Source organism: Pararhizobium sp. O133 (genome assembly GCF_051669845.1).
Classification (GTDB): domain Bacteria; phylum Pseudomonadota; class Alphaproteobacteria; order Rhizobiales; family Rhizobiaceae; genus Pararhizobium.
Window position 1 is genome coordinate 3,297,427 of record NZ_CP196426.1, and the last position, 20,144, is coordinate 3,317,570.

General features: G+C 61.6%; 16 protein-coding genes and 3 tRNA genes. 6 read left to right on the forward strand and 13 right to left on the reverse strand.

Annotated features, from left to right (window positions below):
• Positions 1–254 precede the first annotated feature (254 nt).
• Together ACST81_RS15820 and ACST81_RS15825 are read left to right on the forward strand one after the other, a co-directional pair.
• Positions 255–518, forward strand: a complete 264-nt coding sequence (locus tag ACST81_RS15820) for a DUF982 domain-containing protein (RefSeq protein WP_438749096.1) — start codon at positions 255–257, stop codon at positions 516–518.
• A 36-nt stretch (positions 519–554) separates the two neighbouring features.
• Positions 555–971 carry a hypothetical protein gene (locus ACST81_RS15825; RefSeq protein ID WP_438749098.1) on the forward strand — a complete coding sequence of 139 codons (417 nt, stop codon included), beginning with the start codon at positions 555–557 and terminating at the stop codon, positions 969–971.
• Positions 972–1,116: 145 nt separating this feature from the next.
• Here ACST81_RS15825 and ACST81_RS15830 read toward each other — a convergent pair.
• Positions 1,117–1,193, reverse strand: a tRNA-Asp gene (locus ACST81_RS15830).
• Between the two features lie 48 nt (positions 1,194–1,241).
• A tRNA-Asp gene (locus tag ACST81_RS15835) sits at positions 1,242–1,318 on the reverse strand.
• A gap of 403 nt (positions 1,319–1,721) precedes the next feature.
• On the opposite strand from ACST81_RS15835, the gene ACST81_RS15840 reads away from it, so the two are divergent.
• Positions 1,722–1,797: transfer RNA gene (locus ACST81_RS15840), tRNA-Val, on the forward strand.
• A 212-nt stretch (positions 1,798–2,009) separates the two neighbouring features.
• On the opposite strand, the gene ACST81_RS15845 is transcribed toward ACST81_RS15840, so the two are convergent.
• From ACST81_RS15845 to ACST81_RS15865, 5 genes are all read right to left on the reverse strand, one after another.
• The gene (locus tag ACST81_RS15845) at positions 2,010–4,778 is read right to left on the reverse strand and encodes a glycoside hydrolase family 2 protein (protein WP_438749100.1); all 2,769 of its coding nucleotides are present in this window, start codon (positions 4,776–4,778) and stop codon (positions 2,010–2,012) included.
• Between the two features lie 117 nt (positions 4,779–4,895).
• A complete protein-coding gene (locus tag ACST81_RS15850) occupies positions 4,896–6,224 on the reverse strand; it encodes an extracellular solute-binding protein (RefSeq protein WP_438749102.1) in 1,329 nt (442 codons plus the stop codon).
• Positions 6,225–6,285: 61 nt separating this feature from the next.
• Complete coding sequence (locus ACST81_RS15855; RefSeq protein WP_438749103.1) at positions 6,286–7,131, reverse strand: carbohydrate ABC transporter permease; 846 nt, start codon at positions 7,129–7,131, stop codon at positions 6,286–6,288.
• Positions 7,131–8,021: a carbohydrate ABC transporter permease gene (locus ACST81_RS15860; protein ID WP_438749105.1), complete on the reverse strand. Its 891-nt coding sequence runs from the start codon at positions 8,019–8,021 to the stop codon at positions 7,131–7,133. Before ACST81_RS15860 ends, ACST81_RS15855 begins: the two co-directional genes overlap by 1 nt.
• Positions 8,018–9,115: an ABC transporter ATP-binding protein gene (locus ACST81_RS15865; RefSeq protein WP_438749107.1), complete on the reverse strand. Its 1,098-nt coding sequence runs from the start codon at positions 9,113–9,115 to the stop codon at positions 8,018–8,020. Before ACST81_RS15865 ends, ACST81_RS15860 begins: the two co-directional genes overlap by 4 nt.
• A 131-nt stretch (positions 9,116–9,246) precedes the next feature.
• Between ACST81_RS15865 and ACST81_RS15870 the strand changes: the two genes are divergently transcribed.
• Complete coding sequence (locus ACST81_RS15870) at positions 9,247–10,272, forward strand: LacI family DNA-binding transcriptional regulator (RefSeq protein WP_438749109.1); 1,026 nt, start codon at positions 9,247–9,249, stop codon at positions 10,270–10,272.
• Between the two features lie 126 nt (positions 10,273–10,398).
• A complete protein-coding gene (locus ACST81_RS15875; RefSeq protein ID WP_438749111.1) occupies positions 10,399–10,653 on the forward strand; it encodes a hypothetical protein in 255 nt (84 codons plus the stop codon).
• A gap of 42 nt (positions 10,654–10,695) precedes the next feature.
• Here ACST81_RS15875 and ACST81_RS15880 read toward each other — a convergent pair whose 3' ends face one another.
• The 4 genes from ACST81_RS15880 to ACST81_RS15895 form a co-directional block, all read right to left on the reverse strand.
• Complete coding sequence (locus ACST81_RS15880; protein WP_438753606.1) at positions 10,696–11,073, reverse strand: CAP-Gly domain protein; 378 nt, start codon at positions 11,071–11,073, stop codon at positions 10,696–10,698.
• Between the two features lie 118 nt (positions 11,074–11,191).
• Positions 11,192–11,590: a (R)-mandelonitrile lyase gene (locus tag ACST81_RS15885; RefSeq protein WP_438749113.1), complete on the reverse strand. Its 399-nt coding sequence runs from the start codon at positions 11,588–11,590 to the stop codon at positions 11,192–11,194.
• 132 nt (positions 11,591–11,722) lie between these two features.
• On the reverse strand, positions 11,723–15,193 hold the full coding sequence (locus ACST81_RS15890) for an AAA family ATPase (protein ID WP_438749115.1): 3,471 nt from the start codon (positions 15,191–15,193) through the stop codon (positions 11,723–11,725).
• Positions 15,193–16,470, reverse strand: coding sequence for a metallophosphoesterase family protein (locus tag ACST81_RS15895; RefSeq protein WP_438749117.1), 1,278 nt, complete (start codon positions 16,468–16,470; stop codon positions 15,193–15,195). The genes ACST81_RS15890 and ACST81_RS15895 overlap by 1 nt, the downstream gene beginning before the upstream one ends.
• Before the next feature lie 206 nt (positions 16,471–16,676).
• On the opposite strand from ACST81_RS15895, the gene ACST81_RS15900 reads away from it, so the two are divergent.
• Entirely contained in the window at positions 16,677–17,144 is a 468-nt protein-coding gene (locus ACST81_RS15900; RefSeq protein ID WP_438749119.1) for a MarR family winged helix-turn-helix transcriptional regulator, read from the forward strand.
• A gap of 82 nt (positions 17,145–17,226) precedes the next feature.
• On the opposite strand, the gene ACST81_RS15905 is transcribed toward ACST81_RS15900, so the two are convergent.
• Together ACST81_RS15905 and hupB are read right to left on the reverse strand one after the other, a co-directional pair.
• Complete coding sequence (locus ACST81_RS15905) at positions 17,227–19,419, reverse strand: esterase-like activity of phytase family protein (protein ID WP_438749121.1); 2,193 nt, start codon at positions 19,417–19,419, stop codon at positions 17,227–17,229.
• A gap of 224 nt (positions 19,420–19,643) precedes the next feature.
• Positions 19,644–19,916: a DNA-binding protein HupB gene (hupB, locus tag ACST81_RS15910; protein WP_307229150.1), complete on the reverse strand. Its 273-nt coding sequence runs from the start codon at positions 19,914–19,916 to the stop codon at positions 19,644–19,646.
• Between the last annotated feature and the right edge of the window lie 228 nt (positions 19,917–20,144).

The following is a 20,144-nucleotide window of genomic DNA, read 5'->3' on the forward strand; positions in this document are numbered from 1 at the left end:
CGCAAATTGCGGGAAACCGGCGCAAAGGCTGATACTGCCTTGCGCAAGCGGTTGGCCGCCACGCCTGAGGACATATGGTCGCGCCTTCTAAAATCGATTGAAACGCGCGAAGCGAACGAGCGTTTCAGGCCATCATCGCCCACCTCGAGATACCACGCCACTGCATGGCCAGCATCCGCAATTTGCATGGCTCACAGCGCGCAACCGTGGCGCAAGCTTGCTTATGCAATGTGATCCTAATAGAGGGCGAACTCATGGATGACATTGCCTGGCATGAGAGTGTCTTGTTCGAACTGAACGATCGTCAGGACGTCATCACCGTGTCGAGTTCGCTGCAGGCGGCAGATCTGCTCCTCAACAAATGGCCGAAAAAGCGCGGGCCGAGCTACAAGCTCGCAGTCATGACCTGCCTTGATTCCTTTCGGGGAAAACAGCCGCCGGAACTCGTTCGGCAGGACCTGATCGCCGCCGCGATCGAAGCGCACATCTACGTCAAGCCGCAACCAACCCGCACCTGATGGCTTGACGCGTCGCCGACACACAAGAGTGACAGGATGTCCGCGATGACGGGTGAGTCCATGTCCAGCAAACCGTCGTCGCACAGGCCGCAATCGAACGAAGCGAAACGAAGTACGGGTGCCATGAAGAGAATTGCTCACCATCGCCACACCGCCCCCTCGCCACTGCGGCCTGCGGCCACACGAGATATTTTCCATGACGAGATGAACAGCGATTCCAAGGGAATCACGTTCATGCCGATTATGGTCCGGATCTCAGCCTTGCGGTTAGGGGATAGCGATAGCGAACCGCAATTCATGACGGCAATCGACCTGCGCGAATCGCTGATTTTCGCGCTCGGCGCCGACGAGGCCCGTATCGCTTTCGTCTGCCGGCAGGTGGAGGAAACCGGAAGCTGCGAACTCGGGGACGACCAATCCACCTATCGCCTCGAAAAGGTCTTGCACGCCTGACCATATTGCCTCGAAGAATCGTCCGCCGTTCCAGCGAGGGCTACGGTCGGGCTACGTCAGAATCGCAGAGGCGGAAGCCGCACGGACGGCATAATGCGACCGGACAGACACGGTCATATTGGAGACATTTTCCAGGAGAAGAAAATGGCGCGAGTGACGGGGCTCGAACCCGCGACCTCCGGCGTGACAGGCCGGCACTCTAACCGACTGAGCTACACCCGCGCATTTCGGACAGAAGCCCCGGATCCAAGCAAATTGCTGTTCTTGAAATGGCGCGAGTGACGGGGCTCGAACCCGCGACCTCCGGCGTGACAGGCCGGCACTCTAACCAACTGAGCTACACCCGCGCATTTCATTTCAAGTGATCCGGATGCCTGAACATCCGCTCGAACCGGGCTGGCCGTTTCGATGAGCGGCTAACTACGAGGTTCACCTTTGGGTGTCAAGCAGGTTTGCAGACAAAACCGTGACAGTCGGTGAATTGTTTCCACAGGCCTGAAGAACAGAAGGAAAAGTCCTTAGCGTGGACCGGCGACGCCTTCCCTGCAGTCGGCTTTTCAATAGACGCTGACCGATCGCCGACATTGCCAACGCGCCGGCTTTTCCACATTCGATTTCCCGCGCTACCACCGAAGCTGCCGAGGCTTTGCAAAAAAATCAGAAAAATCTGAGTTTCCGCTCTTGCGGTTTTTCACCGATACGCATAGATCACGGCCACCGACGCGGCGGACATTGCTTCTGCTTCGCGAAGGGCGATTAGCTCAGTTGGTAGAGCGCCTCGTTTACACCGAGGATGTCGGCGGTTCGAGTCCGTCATCGCCCACCATTTTCCTTTTTTCCCAGTTATCCTGCCTTCAGCCTTGATGTCTGTATTCTGTCGTATTTCGAGCAAGGTACGGTGCGGGACGCTGCCGTTCGATTGCTTTCAAGTAGAATTCATTTTTTTCACAAGCCCTGAGGCAAGGATGCGGCTATCGGGCGGATGGTGCCGCTCTATAGCCGGTTTCCAATGGGAAGAACGGATCCACGCAGATCAGCTCACTGGCGCTTTGCCAGCGCCAGCAAACCGTCGTAGAGGGCTGTTGCCAGCGGATCAGCGTCGGGCGCCTGCTGGTTCAGCCGGAAGGTCGTCGCCACCAGCTTGCCGCGGCCAAGCCGCTTTTCGATGATGAAGGCGGCGGGCTTGTGGACCCAGCCGATGACGACGCCGGCATGGACGCGCCCCTGGAATTCCCATGGTCGGAAACCGCTCATCACCTGCAACGGCACGACATCGGTGAAGGACAGGTCGAACAGCGGACCGCCGGGCACATGGGCGAACACGCCATCGCGCCTCAGCCAGGAGAAATTGCCGACCCAATCGCCGCGCCAGATCGACTTGTGGCGGTTGACCAGATTGTAGCCGGGAAAGCTGAAATAGGGGCCTGAAACCATGCCGCCGTCTCCAGGGTCGATCTCGATCGACATCGGACCATCGCGCGGGGCCAGATCGTCGCGCAGGCGGCCCGGCTCCTTGGCGACAATCTGCAGGATGCGTTCGCCCGAATGGATCGCCTCGACGCGCTCGGCATCGAGATCATGGGTCACGAACACATCGGCCTCGCCGCGCGAGACGCTGACATGGCCGAGCGCCGTCAGCCGTTCGGAAAGGCTGTCATCGTCGGAGGCGAAGCGGATCGGCGCCAGGGCATCGCGCTTGCCATAGACGGCGATGTTCTCCGAATTGCGCGACAGCACCGTGCCATCCGGCGCGACGAGGCTGAAGCTCGCTTTGCGGACTTCGGACGCCGAGGCAGGTCCAGCGACCGGAGCAATCCTAGTGTCATGAACCTGCATCGGCGTGACAGACGGCAGCGCGACCTCACCCTTATCCGCGCCGAACTCCCAGATTAGCCGGCTGCCTTCGGGTAGCGTCTCGCCGCCGGTCGAGACTTTGATATCGAACATAACCTCGTCGCCGCCATGGACCGCATGACGAGAAGCGCCCGGTGCGATCACGATATCGGAATTGACCGCCGGCAGCGCCTGCGCGAAGGGGCGCGGGTTGCGCGCCATGTCCATCAGGCCGTTGCCTTCCCAATGCACGTCGGTGAACTCGGTGATAACGTACCCACCGATCGGGGCGTGGCTGCGGATGACCTCGAGTTCATATTTGAGATTCATGTACTGGTACCACTGCACCTGCTCGATGAATTGGCCGACCGTGCCGAAGACCTGACCGAGGCCGAGCTCACCGAAACGCGCCTCGATGCCCTGCGGCAGCGCCGTGCCATCGGCCCAGGTCGCGCCATAGGGCATCCACCATGGGTCGCGGCCTGTCTCGTCGCGCAGGCGGGACGGATCTGGCAGGCCCCAGACGCCGAATTCGGAGAGAATCAGCGGTTCCTTGCGGGTGCGGACGGCTTCCTTTTCGGTCGAGAAGGTCCAGTCCGCATTTCCGGCGAATTCCCGGCAGAGCGTGTCCCACTCCTCGCGCCGATCCACCGCCGTGCGGTAGAAGTGATAGTCGTTGATATCGGTCTTGACGTGAACATTGGGGAAGCAGGCGGAGTTGTCGACGACGAGACGCAACGGGTCTTCCGCGCGCAGCCAGTCGACCATGTCGGAAATCCACTGGCGCTGCTCGGCCGATTCGCGCAACCGGGTGCCCCAGTCCTCGTTGATCAGCGTCCAGATGACGATCGAGGGATGATTGCGGTCGCGGGCGAGAATGCCTTCCATCGTCGTGCGCAGCCGCTGGGCGGAAGCCGGCGTGAAGGTCTCGATATTGGGGATTTCGGTCCAGATCAGCATGCCCAGACGATCTGCCACCTCATAGTAGCGTGGGTCCGGCACCTTGATATGGATACGAAGGCAGTTGAGGCCCATGGCCTTGCCCTTGCGCAACTGGTCTTCGAGCAGATCGAGCGAAGGCGGCGCGCCAAAACCGTCGGGATAATAATCCTGGTCGAGCGCGGCGCGCAGATAGAGCGGCGCGCCATTGAGATGCAGGAAGCCATCCTTTGCCTCGAAGCGGCGGAACCCGAAAGCCTCCTGCCGCCCGTCGATCTCCCGGCCATCGGCGACCAGTGTCGTGCGGATCGTGTAGAGGTTCGGGCTGTCCGGGGACCAGGGCTGGACGGCATCGAGCTGGATTGAATGATCGAGGGCAGTGCCATCGACCGGCACCGTGCCGGAAAAGACGGATGCATTGTCCTGATCGGTAATATCGATTCGCAGCACGCCGGTGACATCTGTCGCGAAGCCGGCCTTGATTTCCAGCCGACCCTCGGGCCAGATCGGGTCGAGGCGCAGGGAGACGATGTGCCTTGGATCGCGCGCCTCAAGCCTCACAGATTGCCAGATGCCGCCTTGCGGGCCGTACCAGCTTTGCTTGCCGTGCGGGATTTCGGCGAAATCGGTGCCGTGCTCATTGCGATGCGCATCCGGCAGGATGGCCACGACCTCGACCGTGTTGTCGGCCTTCAGCAGACCAGCGGGAATGACGAATTCGAAAGGAAGATAACCGCCCTCGTGACGGCCGATCTCCGTGCCATTGATCGAAACGATGGCGAGATCGCTGACCGCGCCGAAGCAGATGGCGATTTCCCAGTCACTCCAGCCGGTCGGCAGCGCGAAAGTCCGGCGATAGGTCGCGGATCCGAAGCTGACGGCCAGATCCTCGAAGCAGGATTGCCAGTGTGCCGGCACTTTTGCTTCGCGCCATTCGCCATCGCTTTCGTGACGGAACTGCCAGAGGCCATCGAGAGAGTGCAGCGCACGAAGCGGCGTGCTGGATGTGGCTGACGTGCGGGAATGCGCATTCATCGGATCGTCCTTGGATCGGTTCGTATGGATAAATTGGGCAATATTCCAGGGTCCGGGATACGCGCGCAAAGCGCGTATCCCGGTGGGAGGCCAGCCCCGAGGGGCTGGGTGGAGGTCTTAGCGATTACGACGCAGGATGCGCTCGACGCCGGCCTGCATGGCATCGACAGCGGTCTGCGGATCGGTGCCGGTCAGCCACATGGCGTTGAGATCGGTGGTCATCGCGTTATAGACGGCGCGCTGGTTCTGGATCTGCGGCAGCGCGGTGGCGTTCTTGGTCGTATCGGCAAATTCCGCGCGGTGCGGCAGAGCCTTGAACTCTTCCGAATTCAGGACCGACTGGCGAACCGACAGGTGACCGGTTCGCGACCACTGGAAATTGTTGTCGTTGAGGAACTTCAGGAAGGCGAGTGCAGCCTCGGTCTTTTCGGCAGTACGACCGTCATCCTTCGGGATCACCCACATATGGCTGTCGGCCCAGACAGCGGGCTTCGCATAGATCTGCGGCACGTTGGCGACGCGGTAGTCCTTGAGCGCCACCTTGCCGCTCTTGGCTTGGGTATCGTAATTGTCGACACCCCAGGTGCCGTTGATCAGGATGCCGGTTTCGCCGTTGAGGAAGGCTTGCTCGGAGCCGGGATAATCGAGCGCCGAATTGGCAAGGCCTTCCGAATAGATCGACGAGATCAGCTTGGCGGCGTTCAGGCCTTCCGGCGTGCTGATGCTGGCGGTCTTGCCATCGGCGGCGAGAACGTCGACGCCCTGCTGCCAGGTCAACGTGTCGAAGACGCGAACCATCATACCTTCGGAGCTCTGCGATTCCGAGCCGATGTAATATTTTCCGGTCGTTTCCTTGAACTTCTTGCCCTGTTCGAGCAGTTCTTCCGGCGACTTCGGCAGGATGAGCGAGCCATCGGCGTTGACGAGGCCGGCCTTCTTCATCAGGTCCATGTTGACATGGAACAGCAAGGCGTGGAGGTCGTAGGGAAGTGCGTAGACTTCATCCTTCGCCGATGCGTTCTTCAGCGCGGCAGGCACGAAATCGTCGGTCTTGACGCTGATATCGGCAAGCGGCTTGGTCAGCGGCGTCAGGAGATCACGATCGGAGAAATTCGGCATGACCGAGGCGTGCATGACGGCGACGTCGGGGATATTGCCGGTGGAATAGGTCGCGGTCAGCAGGTCGTAGTAAGCGCCCCAATCGACCGTCTGGGTGACGACCTTGGCGCCGATCGTGTTTTCGGCATTGAACTTGTTGGTCAGCGCCGTGATGATGCCGCACTCACCATTGGCCTTGGCCATGTCCGCCACATCGCCGAATTCGGTCTTGCAGTCACCGAAGAAGCGGAAGAACGAGATATCGACGGCGTGGGCGGAGCCTCCCCAGAGCGTGGTCATCAGGGCCGTGGCGAGCGCCAGGCGTTGCAACGTTTTCGTCTTGTGCATCATATCCTCCTTGTCGATGCGGGTATTCTCATGCCGTCCCGGCTTGCGCCCGGGGCGTCGTCTACTTGCCGGCGCTCATGGCGACACCCGCCACGATGAAGCGCTGGAAGATCAGGAAGAGAAGAACGATGGGCAGGCTGGCAAAGACCGCCGATGCCATGACCGCGCCCAACCCTTCGGAGAAGGCGAAATTGCTCTGGATCGAGGCAAGCCCCACCGTAACCGTGTACATGTCGGCCTTGGTGGCCGAGACCAGCGGCCAGAGAAAGTCGTTCCATGCGAAGATGAAGGTGAAGAGGCCGAGCGTCGTCAGCGCCGGAACCGACAGCGGCAGCATGATCTTCAGGAAGATCGTCAGCCGCGAGGCATGGTCGATGGCAGCGGCTTCCTCCAGTTCCTTCGGAACGCTGCGGAAGAACTGCATCATCAGGAACACGCCGATCGGCACTGCCACGCGTGGCATGACCAGCGCGAAATGCGTGTTGTGCAGCCCCCAGCCGGACACCATCGTGTGCAGCGGAATGAACACCGCCTGCTCGGGCACCATCAGGCCGGCGACCATCAGCACAAACATCGTTTTCTTGAAGGGAAACTCCAGCCGGGCAAACGCGTAGCCGGCCATGGACGAAACGACGAGCACGAGGCAGGTCATCGTCATCGAGACGATCAGGCTGTGCATCAGCCAGCGCGGCACGGTATCAAGCTTCAACAAACCGATATAATTGTCGAGCGTGAACGGCACCGGCAGGAAACCCGCCGTCGAGCGCATCAGCTCGGCATTCGGCTTCAGCGACATGGCAACCACCCAGATGACGGGCAGAAGCCAGAGGATCGCGAAGGCGACGGTTGCCCCGAGGATCAGGAGGTCGGTGACGCGGCGCAGGCCGCTTGTGCGGGCGCTTACCATCACTCCTCTCCCTTCCGGCCGAGCCAGAGTTGCAGCATGGTGAAGCCGAGCATCAGGATGAAGAGGCCGAAAGACATGGCCGTGGCGTAGCCGACCTGCCAGTCCCGGAAGCTCGTTTCATAGATGTACTGGACCAGCGTGCGCGTCCGGTTGGCCGGCCCGCCCTGCGTCATCAGGTGTGCCTGCCCAAAAATCTGGAACTGGCCGACAATCTGCAGCACCAGCACCAGAAGCACCGTGTGGCGGATCGAGGGTAGCGTGATGCGCCGCAGCACCGTGAACCGGCCGGCATGATCGAGCTCCGCCGCCTCATAGAGTTCACCCGGGATTTGGCTGAGCGCCGCCAGAAACAGCGCCATCGGCAGGCCGACACCCCACCAGAGGGTGGTGAGCGCGATCGACGGCATGGCGAGCGTCGGATGACCGAGGAAATTGATCGGTTTCACGCCGATGAAATTGAAGAACGGAACCAGCAGGCCATTGTCGGCCGATAGCACCATCGACCAGATCAACGTGACCACCGACACTGAAAACACGCTCGACATGAAGAAGACGGACCGCAGCACGCCTTTCAGCCGCCCCTGCCCGAAGACCGCAAGCGCCAGGACCAGAGCCAAGGCCGTCATGGTCGGCACGGTCATGGCCACGAAGGTCAGCGTATTGCCGACTGCCTTCCAGAAGATCGTGTCGGTCCAGAGATCCTCGTAGTTCAAGAAGCCGATATATTCCCGGTAACTGCCGGCAAGTTCCCAGTCATGCAGACTGATCCACAGTCCCTTGAAGAAGGGATAGCCGAGAAAGGTCAGGTAAACGATGCCGAAGGGGGCGAGGAAGAGATAAGCGGCAAGCGCGTCGCGCCTGCGGGCGGCGATCAGGCTATTGACGCTCATGCCCCGCCTCCCGAATGCAGGGTGATCGACAGCTTTTCCGCGTTGAAGACATGGCGCGTGCCGTTGCCGATCGCAAAGCGGCCGACCGATCCGATCGCAGGCGCCGTGCCACCGCGCAGTTCCGAGACAATGGATGTTCCATCGGCGAGCGTGGCGTAGACCAGTTGCATGGAGCCCAGTTGTTCGACAACATCGACGGTGCCGCTCAGCGCGCCCTCGTCGGCCGGCGACAGGATTTCAGGTCTTAGGCCGAGGGTCACCTTGTCGCCAGCTTTTGCGGAACCGGTCCGCACTTTCGCGGTCATCCTTGCGTCACCCGGGCAGACCAACTCAACTACCTCGCCATCGACGGTCGCTACCGTCGCCGGGATCAGGTTGATGCGCGGCGCACCCAAGAAGCCCGCGACGAACGCGTTGACCGGGCGCTCGTAAAGCTCGATCGGCGCTCCGACCTGCTCGATCTGCCCTGCCCTGAGCACGACGATCCGGTCGGCCATGGTCATGGCCTCCGTCTGGTCGTGGGTTACATAGATCATGGTGGCGCCGAGCCGGTGATGCAGCTTGGCGATCTCGGTGCGCATCGAAACGCGCAGCGCCGCGTCGAGATTGGAGAGCGGCTCGTCGAACAGGAAGACATCGGGCTCACGCATGATGGCGCGGCCGATGGCGACGCGCTGGCGCTGGCCGCCGGACAGAGCACGCGGCTTTCGGTCGAGATAGGGTTCCAGCTGCAGGATCGCAGCGGCCTTGTCGATCCGCGCGGTGATTTCGGCCTTGGGCGTACCGATATTCTTCAGGCCGAAAGCCATGTTTTCGCGCGCAGTCATGTGCGGGTAGAGCGCGTAGTTCTGGAAGACCATGGCGACGCCGCGGTCGCGGGCGGCCATTTCGTTGACCCGGCTGACGCCGATCAGCACGTCGCCGCCGGTAATGCCTTCGAAGCCCGCGATCATCCGCAACAGCGTGGACTTGCCGCAGCCGGACGGCCCGACGAAGACGACAAACTCGCCGTCATTGATGGTGAGCGACACGTCACGAATGACATTCACGGCACCATAGTTCTTGGACACTCCTGCGAGCGATACCCCTGCCATGCACTCCTCCCAAAGTGATTAGTTATATATTACTTGTTATAACTAAAATTATTAGCACGCAAGCCCTGATCGGGGCTTTTGCGTTCGCAAAACTTCGTGCTAATCGAAAATCAGTCTTCCGAGGGGTTCGCGTGTTCAAGAAGCCGACCATGTCCGACATCGCCACTGCCTGCGGCGTCTCACAGGCAACAGTGTCGCTTGTGCTCAACAATGCGCCGGGGACACGCATATCGGCGGCCACACGCGAGGCTGTTGTGAATGCCGCGGCGAAAATGGGTTACAGCACGCCGGCACGCCATATCGACCGGCGGCCGCTTCTCGCCATGATCATCAACGAGGTGACGAGCTCTCCGCATGTCGCCGGCCTGATTGACGGTGCGGCGGAAGCGGCGAATGAGCTCGGTTACCTTCTGTCGGTGATGCCCACGGCGGCGGACGAGGAAGCGGAACAGTCCGCACTGGAAAGCCTTGCGACATTATCGGTCGCCGGCGTGATCTACGCGCGATTGATCACACAGCAGGTAACCCCGCCGCCGCTGCTCGGCGATCGGCCCACCGTGCTCTTAAACTGTTATGCCGTCGATAAACCCTTGCCCAGCGTCGTGCCGGGAGATTTGTCGGCAGTCATGAACGCGACGCTGTCACTAATCGAAGCCGGTCACACGCGCATCGCTTATATCGGCGGCGAAGATACCGTCGAGGCTTCGCGCGATCGTCTCAAGGGTTACCGGCGGGCGCTGACCATGCGCGACATTCCAGTTGACAACCATCTCGTCATCAGGGGACGTTGGACGATCCAAGGCGGCTACGCCGCCTTCAAGCGTCTCCAGGCGCTGGAAGACCCTCCGACGGCGATCTGCTGTTTCTGCGATCGCATTGCCATGGGGGTTTACGAAGCGGCAAAGGAAGCAGGCCTGAAAATTCCGCAGGACCTGTCTGTTATCGGTTTCGACAACGAATCCTATTCCGGCGACATGCTGCCGCCACTGACGACCATGCAGCTTCCGCATGCCGACATGGCCCGCTACGCCGTCGAAAAGCTGGCTGAAATCATCGCGGCACCGCGCGCGCGCCACGAAAGCCACAAGATGAAACTGGAATGCGAAATGATCGTGCGCCAGTCGGTCGGGCCGTTGAAACAGCGAAATTCGCAATAGTCTGCCGCGTGCATTTCGAGAGTCGTGTTGACAGTTGCCTCACCCTCTTGCCATTCGGCCGCCACATCGCCATGTGATGCCAGCAAAATCGCGCGCCCGCTCAGCGGCCGAAACAGGGGACCTCAGATGAGATTTGCACTTTTGGCCATAAGCTTCGCCTTCGGTCTGTCCGCCTGTTCCATACCCGAGATCGAAGCCATTCCGGGCAGCATCACCTACAAGGGCCAGCCGAAGACCAAGCTGACCAAGGCGCCGGTCGGCAGCACCTTTCATCATCGGCTGAACGATGAGTATGGCCGCCCCGCCGAGGAAACCTACATCATCGAACCCGACCGGACCCTGAGGCTGGTTCGACGCGAGCAGATCATCGACCCGAAGTGAGTAGCGATCGCGCGGACGCGCTGTCCCGCATCTGGCGTTTCCTCAGACGTCTTCCTTTTCGCGAACCGGCGCCTTGCGCTTCGGCTCTTCCGGCGACTCGGGCATATAGGGCTTCTCGCCCTTCGGTGTCGGCACCAGCAGGTTTTTCAGAGCCGATAGCCGGTCTTTCAGCAGCGGCCGAAAGCGCGTGGCGCGATAGGGCATGTCGGCTGCGCCATAACCTTCCGGGCCGTCATCATTTCCACGGTGAATTTCCGCAAGCTTCACGCCGATGAACTCGCCGTCGATATAATGCTTGTAGGGACCGACCCAGCGGATCGTGTAGATCTGGCCCTTGCGGATGCCCTGATCGATCGAGACATGCTTGAACTTGTCATCGATGCAGACGACCTTCTGTCCCACATGAAAATTGTACATCAGCCAAACCTCTAAGCAGCAGTCCCGAAGCCGTCGGGACCGGCAAATCCGATGTCACCAGATAGCGGTCTTGCCCCGCCTATTGCAACGGGGAACATCGCCGCCACGTTTTCCGATACGCCTACTGTCCCTGATACTGCCCGTCCGTCACCTGCTCCAGCCAATCGACCGCTTTTCCGTCGAGCGCTTCCTGGATGGCGATATGGGTCATGGCGGTGGTTGGCATCGCACCGTGCCAATGCTTTTCGCCCGGCGGAAACCAGACGACATCGCCGGCGCGGATTTCGCGAATCGGCCCGCCCCAGCTCTGCGCCAGCCCGCTACCGGCGGTGACGATCAAGGTCTGTCCCAACGGATGAGTATGCCAAGCCGTCCGCGCGCCCGGCTCGAACGTGACGGAAGCACTGCGGATGCGGGCCGGATCCGGGGCATCGAAGAGGGTATCCAGACGAACGGTGCCGGTGAAATAATCGGCGGGCGGGCGAACCGACGGGCGAGACCCGCAAGCTTTGATCTCCATGGTTTTGGCTCCTTGGCATGGGCGCTCGGTTGCTGACGCAACAGCACGTTCTAAAAAGGCAACATAGCGTAACTCCAGCGAAAGTCTCGCTGAAGACGACTTGCCCACGCACCGCGCCGTCCAGCGCGGCGGTCAAAGCGTATGGATCGTCACGTCCGGACAGGCCTTGCGGGCGATGTCGCAGAGATGCTGGTGATGGGTCAGGTAGATCACCTGCCCCACCTTCGCCATGTCCGCCATCAGAGAGAAGGCGTGCCCTGCGCGCCCATCGTCGAATGTCTCCATGATGTCGTCGGCGATGAAGGGCAGCGATTCCCGCGTGGCGGCGATTTCGTGGTAGCCGGCCATGCGCAGCGCCAGATAAAGCTGGAAGCGCGTGCCCTTGGAGAGGTCGCGCGCCAGCTTCGAGCCGCCGGCGGCCGCATTGGCGATCAAAAACTCCTCGCCCTTCTCCGCCTGCGTCGCCAGCCCGTTATATTCGCCGCCGCTGATGACGCTGAACGCCGTCGATGCCCGGCGCATCATGGCGCTGCGGTGGCGCTCGCGATAGAGCCGAAGCGCCGTTTCGCCGGCGAGAATGCCCATGCGCAGCCGCAGATATGCCGTCGCCCGCTCCTCGATTTCGGCCAGCACCGTGCGGCGCTTCTCGTCGATATGGGCGGCCGCATCACCGCCGCCGACCGCGGCGAGCGATTTCTCCGCGTCGCGTCGCTCACCGTTGAGCTCATCCACCTCCTTGTCCGCCTGCTCCAGCCGCGTTTGCAACGTCGCCATCTCCAGCCTCAGGCCATCCGCATCAACGGCGCTCAACAGCATTTCCGCCTCGTCGGCCCGACCGACGCCAAGGCGGGCGGCAAGATCCGCCTCCGTTTCGGCAATGCGCTCCCGCAGCCGTTCGCGCGCCTTTGCCGTCTCCAGATGCGAGGAGACTTCCATCAGAGTGGCACAATCGAACAGGTCGAGCATTCCGCGCTTCTGCGCGTCATGGCGCGCGCGCGTTTCCGTCAGGGTCCGGCTTTCCGACAGACGCGCCTCGTTCTCCTGCGACAGGCGCAGGAACAGAGCCTCTTGCCGTTCGGCCTCGGCGAAACGCTCGCGGATCGTCTGAAACGTCGCCAGCGGATCGTCACCCGACGGCATGGCAAGCCGCGCGGCAAGCGCATCGACAGTCTGTGCGAAGGCAACCTGATCCTTGCGCATGCCTTCGATGCGATGATCGAGATCGGCCTGACGCTGAATCAGTTTGTCGAGGTCCTGCAGGACAGCCAGAACCGGGACGATTTCCTGCGGCGACACCGCCGCTCCATCGCGCCCTGCCAGCCAGGTGTCGCCGACGGCCTCCTCCCAGCGCCGGGTCCAATCGGCGATATCGGCCGCGGCGGCGCTCCAAGCGGCTGTTCGGGCCCGCAATGCCTTTTCCGCCCGTTCCACCGCTTCGATCGCCGCGGCACGGGCGCGGTGGCTCGATTGCAAGTCCTCAACGATGCGGCCGGCAAAAGCGATTGCATCCTCCAGCCGCGCCGGAATGGCATCGGTCACGCCCCGCTCCATCAGCGCGCGGGTCAGGCGCTGCAGCGCCTTCTCCTCGTCCGCCACGGCAAGCCGCATCTCCTGTTGCACAGCCCGAAGCTGGGTGCGCGTTTCCAAGGCTGCGACACGCTTGGCAAGCCAGGCGACCAGTTGGTTGAGCTTTGTCTCCTGCGAAAGACCGCACCGCTCGGCCGCTGCCGAAATCTCGCTGCGCAGTTCAGCAATCTCGGCCATCGCCGCCTGATGCTGCCCGCGTAACGCGGAGAGCCGGCCGTTGCGCTCGGCGATGGAAAGCGACAGCCCCCGCGCCTGCGCGAGATCCTGTGACCGCGCCAGTCGCAAGGCCGTCGCCTCGTCGTCCATCTTCAGCGTCGTCTCGAAAGCCTGCGCGGTCTCGCCATCCAGTTTGCCGATATGGCTCTTCCAGGCGCGGTCGCGCTGCTGGCGAAGTGTCAGGGCGGCATCATCGGCGGCGAAACCGCCGGTGCGTGTCAGCTCTTCCAGCTTGGCCTCTTCCGCCGCGACCAGCGCGGCCTCGTCGGCAATTCGCTCGTCGAGCCGCTTGACCTGTTCCGTCAGGCTCGATCGCCGTGTCGTCCATTCTGAAATCTCGGATTCATCGGGAATGGCGAGCACGACCAGTCGATCCGCGTCCGCTGCAAACGGCGCCAGCGCCGCCAGCTTGTCGGCCAGCTGGTCGTTCAGCACGACAAGCTGCCGGTTCGCGGCCTGTTGGCGCAGCAGGCAATCATCCTGGCGCAGTTGCTGCAGCACATTGGCCAGCAGTGCCGGATCACCGACACCGCCAGCGGTTACCAAGGCGCCCTGCACCCGCGAAGCCTCAGCGCCCTCCTCCTCGGCGCGCGCCTTTTCCTGCGCGGCGGCCTGCAGCCGTTCCTTCAAGGCGGAATGGTGCTGCGCCATATCCTGCAGCCGGCCGGCCACGGCGGTCGGCAGAAGAAGCGTTGCGGCATCGGAAACATCGGCGCGATCGAGACGCCCCAGTCGGGCGGCGATATCGGCGGCGATCTTGGCGCGTTCATCCAGACGCGTCGGCATGTCGCGCGCCGCCGTCCTGTGGCGCGCCTCGAGTTCGGACCGTTCAAGATCGCGGACATCGCCAAGGATGCCGATCGCCGCGCTGTCGCGCTCGATGCCGGCGAGTTCGGTCGCTCGGCGCTCGATATCGGCCTCTAGCTGTCCTAGCCGGGCCGCAAGATCCGTTTCGTCGCGCATCAATTGCGGCAGGAGGGCATACCAGGCGGCCGGCGGCTCCGGCAGGTCGGCGAAGGCCGCAAGTTCGGCGCGCAGGCCCCGCAATCGTGCCAGCAGCGGCAGGCCCTCAATGCGGCTGCGTGCCTGATCGAAGGACACACGCAGCTCAGCGCGTGCCTTCCCGGCCGCGTCATGCCGCTCGGCGGCCGCATCCCGCGTCTTGCGCAAGCTGGCGAATTCGCGGGCGTTGACATCGATCGCCGCCTTTTCATCCTTCAACAGATCAAGCTCGGCCTTCAGCTCGGCCAGCCGATGTTTTCTGCCCTGCGGCTTGTAGAAGGCATCCGCCTTGGCCTTGAGACCCGACAGGATGGCGCTGCTGTCCGGCAGTCCCGAACTGGCGGAAAACAACAGGGAGCCGAGTTCGCCCTCGCTCTTCAGGATGCTTTCGCCACCCTTCTCGATGCTGTCGTCGTCGAGCGAGAACATCATCTGGTAAGTGGCGCGGTCGATCGATCCGAGGGCTGCGGAAAACAGATTGTCCGGCAACGGCTGGTCGTCGGCATCCAGCAGCGAATTCTGGTTGCGCTTCACGCGGGACACCGCATGCACCCTGCCGCCGGTCTCGATCACACCGCCGATACGCATCGTCGCGTAGGGATGGAGAAAACCGTAGCTGCTGAGTCGTTCGATGCCGAAGAGAAGATCGAGGAAGGCCGAAAACAGCGTCGACTTGCCCGCCTCGTTGGGCCCATAGACGAGATGAAAATCGGGGCTGCCGAGGCGTGCCTCGCCAAAATCCAGGCTGCGTTCGGTGAACTTGCCGTAACGAACGAGATCAAGGCGGTTGAGGCGCATCAGCGATCCGCCTCCGCGTCACCGCCATGCAGATAGGCCAGAACGTCGTCGCTTCCGGTGAGCGCCATCGATTCCGCCAGCGCGGCAGCGGCCTGTTCGTCGCGGGCGAGGCTATCGCGCAATTCGCGCGGCAACTGGAGCAGCAATTCGTCGAGGATGCCGGACACCTCCTGGCGAAAGGCATGGGACGACAGGACGTCGGAGCGGATGAGGCTCGCCAGTTCCTCGACGGGATCAGGTCCGGACAGGGAAGCGCTTGCCGCGATGCCACGGCAGTCGATCTCGATCTTCTCGATCCAGCACCCTTTCAAGCCGGCAGCGAGATTGCCGAGTTCGGCGAAAAGGAAATCCGGATCGCGCCGCAGCTTCCAGGCAAGTGATGTCGCGCCGCTCAGCGTCAGCCGTACGATGAGATGGTCCGCGGCCGTCCTGTCTCGCAGCGTGGACAAGCTGTGCCCGACAATATCGATCATCTGGCGCCAGTCCTCGACGCCGGCGAGATCGACGCTCATGCGCTCGAACACCGCTTGGCCGATCGCATGCTCGGCGTGGGTAAGCACGCCGTCATCACCAACCGTTACGAGCGTCACCGTCTTCGGGCCAGCCTCGTTGATGTCGCGCCCCTGCGGCATGCCCGGCATGACGATCAGCGGCGTCTGCGAATGCACCTGCCTCAAATGAACATGGCCGAGCGCCCAATAGTCGAAACCGTGCCCGACCAGATCGGTAACGCCGGTCGGCGCATAGGGATCGTGGCCGGGCGTGCCGGCGAGGCTCGTATGCAGCATGCCGATATTGATCGCATCAGTGACCGGCGCCTGGAACGACGGCAGCAGACTGTCTGGCGCGTGCGGATTGGCAAAGCTGATGCCATGGATATGCACCGCCCGACCGTCTGCCAGCGTCTTTGCCAGCACGGATTTTGCCCGGCCGGAAAAGACATGGACATTGTCCGGAAAGGTCAGCTCACGCGTCATCGTCGACTGGGAATCGTGGTTGCCGCGAATGAGAAAGACCCGGATGCCGGCTGCTTCCAGCCGGCGCATCTCGCCGGCGAGGTAAAGCGCGGTGTTCATCGAGGTCTGCGAACCGTCATAGAGATCGCCGGCGACCAGCAGCGCATCGACATTCTCCGTTATGCACAGGTCGACAATCCGTGTCAGCGCCGTCCGGGTCGCGCCGCGCACCAGTTCGGCAAGCTCGGGATTTTTCAACGCGAGACTGCGCAAGGGGGAATCGAGATGAAGATCGGCGGTGTGGACGAAGCGGAACGGCATGCCCGACCATGGCCCGCGCTCACCGTCCGCGTCAATGCCGGAGGGCTCCTACCCCCATGTCAATTCCGACATGTTTAGCCCAGCCTTTGCCGTGCAGAATTTCGGCATCTGGAATATTACATCAGAACAGATGCCGCCGGCACTTGACAATGGCAGCGCTAACAACGCCATTTGACAGCGAAGCCCGGAATATCCATATAAAACCCATGAAATCCACATTCGAAGTCTCGGACAAGCTTTTTGAGCTCTATCATCGCGTTCACCGCCTCATCAACGAGTCGATGACCGAGGAAGGCGTGTCCCTGGCGCGCAGCAAGTTTCTGTTTTTCCTGAGCAAACTCGGGCCCTGTCGGTCTACCGACATTGCCGGTGCGCTGAATTTCGCGCCGCGCACGGTGACCGAAGCCATCGACGGGCTGGAACGGGACAAACTCGTCGTGCGCAAACCCGATCCGGAAGACCGCCGCGCCAAGATCGTCTCCATCACCGATGTCGGCCGGGTCGTCCTCGAAGCCGCGGAACATCCCCGCAAACAGCTGATCGAGGAAATCTTCTCGGCGCTGGATGACCAGCAACTGGACCAGATGCACGAGATCGTCAGCCGGCTGGTGGCGAAGGCCGATGAAATCCGCAGGCGCAAGGAAGACGGTGCGGAAGACGCAGTCGCCGAATAGGCTCCAAAGTTTAAGAGTGCTCCAGAATAGAAAAGGCCGAGCGCATCATGCCCGGCCTTTTCCGTAACCGTTGTTGTCCCGCTTACATCGCGTTCATCGTACCGATCGAGAAGAACAGCGTTTCGCCGGAGGAATCATCGACGCCGTCATTGTCGATGACGACATAGCCGTTGCCGGCGGCATCGACCGTGAAGCCTTCGACCTTGTCGACGACATAGCCGCCGAGCGACTTGAGTTCCGGCAGCAGGTCGCGGACTTCTTCCTTCCTGACGACGGGCAGTTCGCCGCCGAGCTTGGCCGGCTTCAGGTCGGCGAGAGCGACGCGGTAGATCTTCTTCAGCTTGGCAGCCTGGCCGATCAGGTTGTCACGCTCGATGATATAGGCGTGGTCACCGTAAGCCGTGATTTCCGATAGACCGACCCAGCCGCTTTCCGTCTTTTCAAGCGGGTAACGCACCGCGCCCCATTCTTCGGAAGACGGCTTGTAGGAGACGAGCTTGACGAAGCCCTTCTCGTCGTCACCCCATTCGCGCTGAACGGCCATCCAGAGCACCTTGTCGTCACCTTCGCCGACGCTGGTGATGCCTTCGAAGCCGAAACGCTTGTCATAGGCGCGCAGTTCGGCGGGAATGGCGATCTCCTTTTCGATCTCACCCTTCTCGTTGACATGGACGATACCGTGACCGACGAGCTTGTCGGCATCGCCTTCATTGGCGAGCCAGTAACCGCCTTCGCCATCCGGCGTCACGCCTTCGCTGTCCAGCTTCTGGGCGGCAGCGCCGTTGCGGGTGATGCGCAGCGCATCGACGATTTTCGCCGGCTTCTGCGTGGCGTCGATCGTGAAGATCGTCGGCTGCGAAGCGTAGAAGCTGTCGTTGACGGCAAAGAGCATGCCCGGCTTGTCCTTGATCGGGGCAAGGCCGGAAAGAGCGCCAAAGCCAATCAGTTCGCCATCCTTCTCGGTGGAAACGATCTGCGGATAGGCCGGCGTACCTTCGGCACGCTCGTAAATCATGACATGCGAGCGGGCGCCGCCATCTTCGCCGAGATCAGCCTCGTTGGCCGTCGCGAGCAGATTGCGTCCAGGAATGGCAACTGCGCCTTCCGGCGAAATGCCCGACGGCAAAAGCTGGAGAAGCTGTGGCTCGGCGCCCGTGTCCTTGTAGACGCCGACGACAGAAGCGCGCTCTGCCAATACGAAGAACAGGTTGTCGTCGCCGAACTTGGCCGCTTCCAGACCTTCCGGCTCGATGCCCTTCTTGTTGCGCTTGTCGGGATAGTGACCGATCTTGGCGATCTCGCGCTCGAGGCTGGCACCGTTTTCATAAACGACCTTGCCGGTCTTGTCGAAGATGGTGAAGCCGCGGGCGCCGCCCTTCCAGTCGCCTTCGTTGGCGACGACGAGGCGGTTGTCGTCCAGCCACTTCACGGCGTCTGGCTCGCGCGGGACATCCTTCAGCTCGCCGGTGAACGTCAATGCGCCGTCCTTCCTGGTATCGATCCCTTCGAGATTGACGGTACCGGCGGAGAGATGGGACTTCACCGTGCCGGTCTTGCCGTCGATGATGACGATGGTGTTGTTTTCCTGCAGCGTCAGCGCAACTTCGTCGAGGCTGTTGAAGGATACGAATTCCGGTTCCGGATCGTCGCCGGCAACATCGGCAAGGCCCGTCAGCGTCACATGCTTGATCGAGCCGCAATCGACGACGCCATCCTTCAGCGACAGGAGCACGAGATCGCCGGCCGGCATCTGCGGGATATCGCCGTCATTGACCTCTTCGTCCCGCTCGTTCTCGATGGCGATCGCGGCGATTGTCTTGTCCTTGTTGAGCGCGATCGAATCCGGCTGGCCGCCGAGATCGCAGGTCGTATCGACGGTTTTCGAAACAAGATTAACCTGGGCGAGGATGCCCGACGGCTTGACGAAGCTTTCACGCGTGTTGACAGCGACCAGGGCCTTGCCTGCGGCAATCGCGACCGAGGTCGGCTCGCCGTCGAAGGAAACCGCGCCGCCGGCCTTTGGCGCCCTGGGATCGGTGATATCGATCAGGCCGATCGCCTTGTTCGGGCTGTCGGAATAGACGAGCATGTTGCCGTCTTCGGTGGCTGCGATGATTTCGGCCGATGTCGTGGTCTTCTTGTCCGCGCCAGCCGGCAGGTTGTCGGCAACGGCGAAGGATGCAACGCGGTTGAAGACCGGCTCGGCCAAGACGCTGGTGGCAGTGGACGCGGCGAGCACGGCTGCGAGAGCCGTGGTCAATGACAATGTTTTCATGGGAAACCCCTCCTGATGAACAGAATACGAGGGGGTTTTGACCACGCACTGTAACACCCGCATGACAGGCCCGGCATATTAGAAAAGGGCTGCAGCTTGGACATTTATCCGTGCCGTCGGAATGGCCAAACGAAAAGAGGCCCGGGACGGACCCGGGCCTCCAATTCAACCTGCTATCGAACCGACGGCATTTCGGCCACGGTGCTGCAGATGAAACATGAAACTTAGTTCACGGCGTCCTTCAGACCCTTGCCGGCCGAGAACTTCGGCACGTTGCGGGCCGGAATGTCGACTTCCGCACCGGTGGACGGGTTGCGGCCCTTGGATGCTTCGCGGCGGCTAACCGAGAAATTGCCGAAGCCGACGAGACGAATGTCGCCGCCGTTCTTCAGTTCTGCCTGGATGACGTCGAAGAGTGCATCAACTGCAGAAGATGCATCAGTCTTCGAGAGTCCGGCCTTTTCGGCAACTGCGGACACGAGCTCATTCTTGTTCATGTTTCCACCCCTTTCAATACTGGTTCGAAACGACTCAATTTTCAAGCCGGGGGCAGCATACGCAAGACCCTCGCCTTGGCAAACCCAATCGCTCCGAATCCCCGAGAATGCAAGGCTTTGAGGGGCGTTTTACATAAAAAAGACCGGCAAAAATGCCGGTCTTCCACTGTTTCCGTTGCAAATCAGGGCGCCGCTTGTGGGACGCACTCATTGGCAGTCGAGTCAAGC

Bases quoted from the DNA above. Each gene is read 5' to 3' on its own strand.
- ACST81_RS15865 (WP_438749107.1), bottom strand. From the start codon at position 9,115: ATGGCAGGGGTATCGCTCGCAGGAGTGTCCAAGAACTATGGTGCCGTG.
- ACST81_RS15875 (WP_438749111.1), top strand. From the start codon at position 10,399: ATGAGATTTGCACTTTTGGCCATAAGCTTCGCCTTCGGTCTGTCCGCC.
- ACST81_RS15890 (WP_438749115.1), bottom strand. From the start codon at position 15,193: ATGCGCCTCAACCGCCTTGATCTCGTTCGTTACGGCAAGTTCACCGAA.
- ACST81_RS15855 (WP_438749103.1), bottom strand. From the start codon at position 7,131: ATGGTAAGCGCCCGCACAAGCGGCCTGCGCCGCGTCACCGACCTCCTG.
- ACST81_RS15905 (WP_438749121.1), bottom strand. From the start codon at position 19,419: ATGAAAACATTGTCATTGACCACGGCTCTCGCAGCCGTGCTCGCCGCG.
- ACST81_RS15820 (WP_438749096.1), top strand. From the start codon at position 255: ATGGATGACATTGCCTGGCATGAGAGTGTCTTGTTCGAACTGAACGAT.
- ACST81_RS15900 (WP_438749119.1), top strand. From the start codon at position 16,677: ATGAAATCCACATTCGAAGTCTCGGACAAGCTTTTTGAGCTCTATCAT.
- ACST81_RS15845 (WP_438749100.1), bottom strand. From the start codon at position 4,778: ATGAATGCGCATTCCCGCACGTCAGCCACATCCAGCACGCCGCTTCGT.
- hupB (WP_307229150.1), bottom strand. From the start codon at position 19,916: ATGAACAAGAATGAGCTCGTGTCCGCAGTTGCCGAAAAGGCCGGACTC.
- ACST81_RS15860 (WP_438749105.1), bottom strand. From the start codon at position 8,021: ATGAGCGTCAATAGCCTGATCGCCGCCCGCAGGCGCGACGCGCTTGCC.
- ACST81_RS15850 (WP_438749102.1), bottom strand. From the start codon at position 6,224: ATGCACAAGACGAAAACGTTGCAACGCCTGGCGCTCGCCACGGCCCTG.
- ACST81_RS15895 (WP_438749117.1), bottom strand. From the start codon at position 16,470: ATGCCGTTCCGCTTCGTCCACACCGCCGATCTTCATCTCGATTCCCCC.
- ACST81_RS15885 (WP_438749113.1), bottom strand. From the start codon at position 11,590: ATGGAGATCAAAGCTTGCGGGTCTCGCCCGTCGGTTCGCCCGCCCGCC.
- ACST81_RS15825 (WP_438749098.1), top strand. From the start codon at position 555: ATGTCCGCGATGACGGGTGAGTCCATGTCCAGCAAACCGTCGTCGCAC.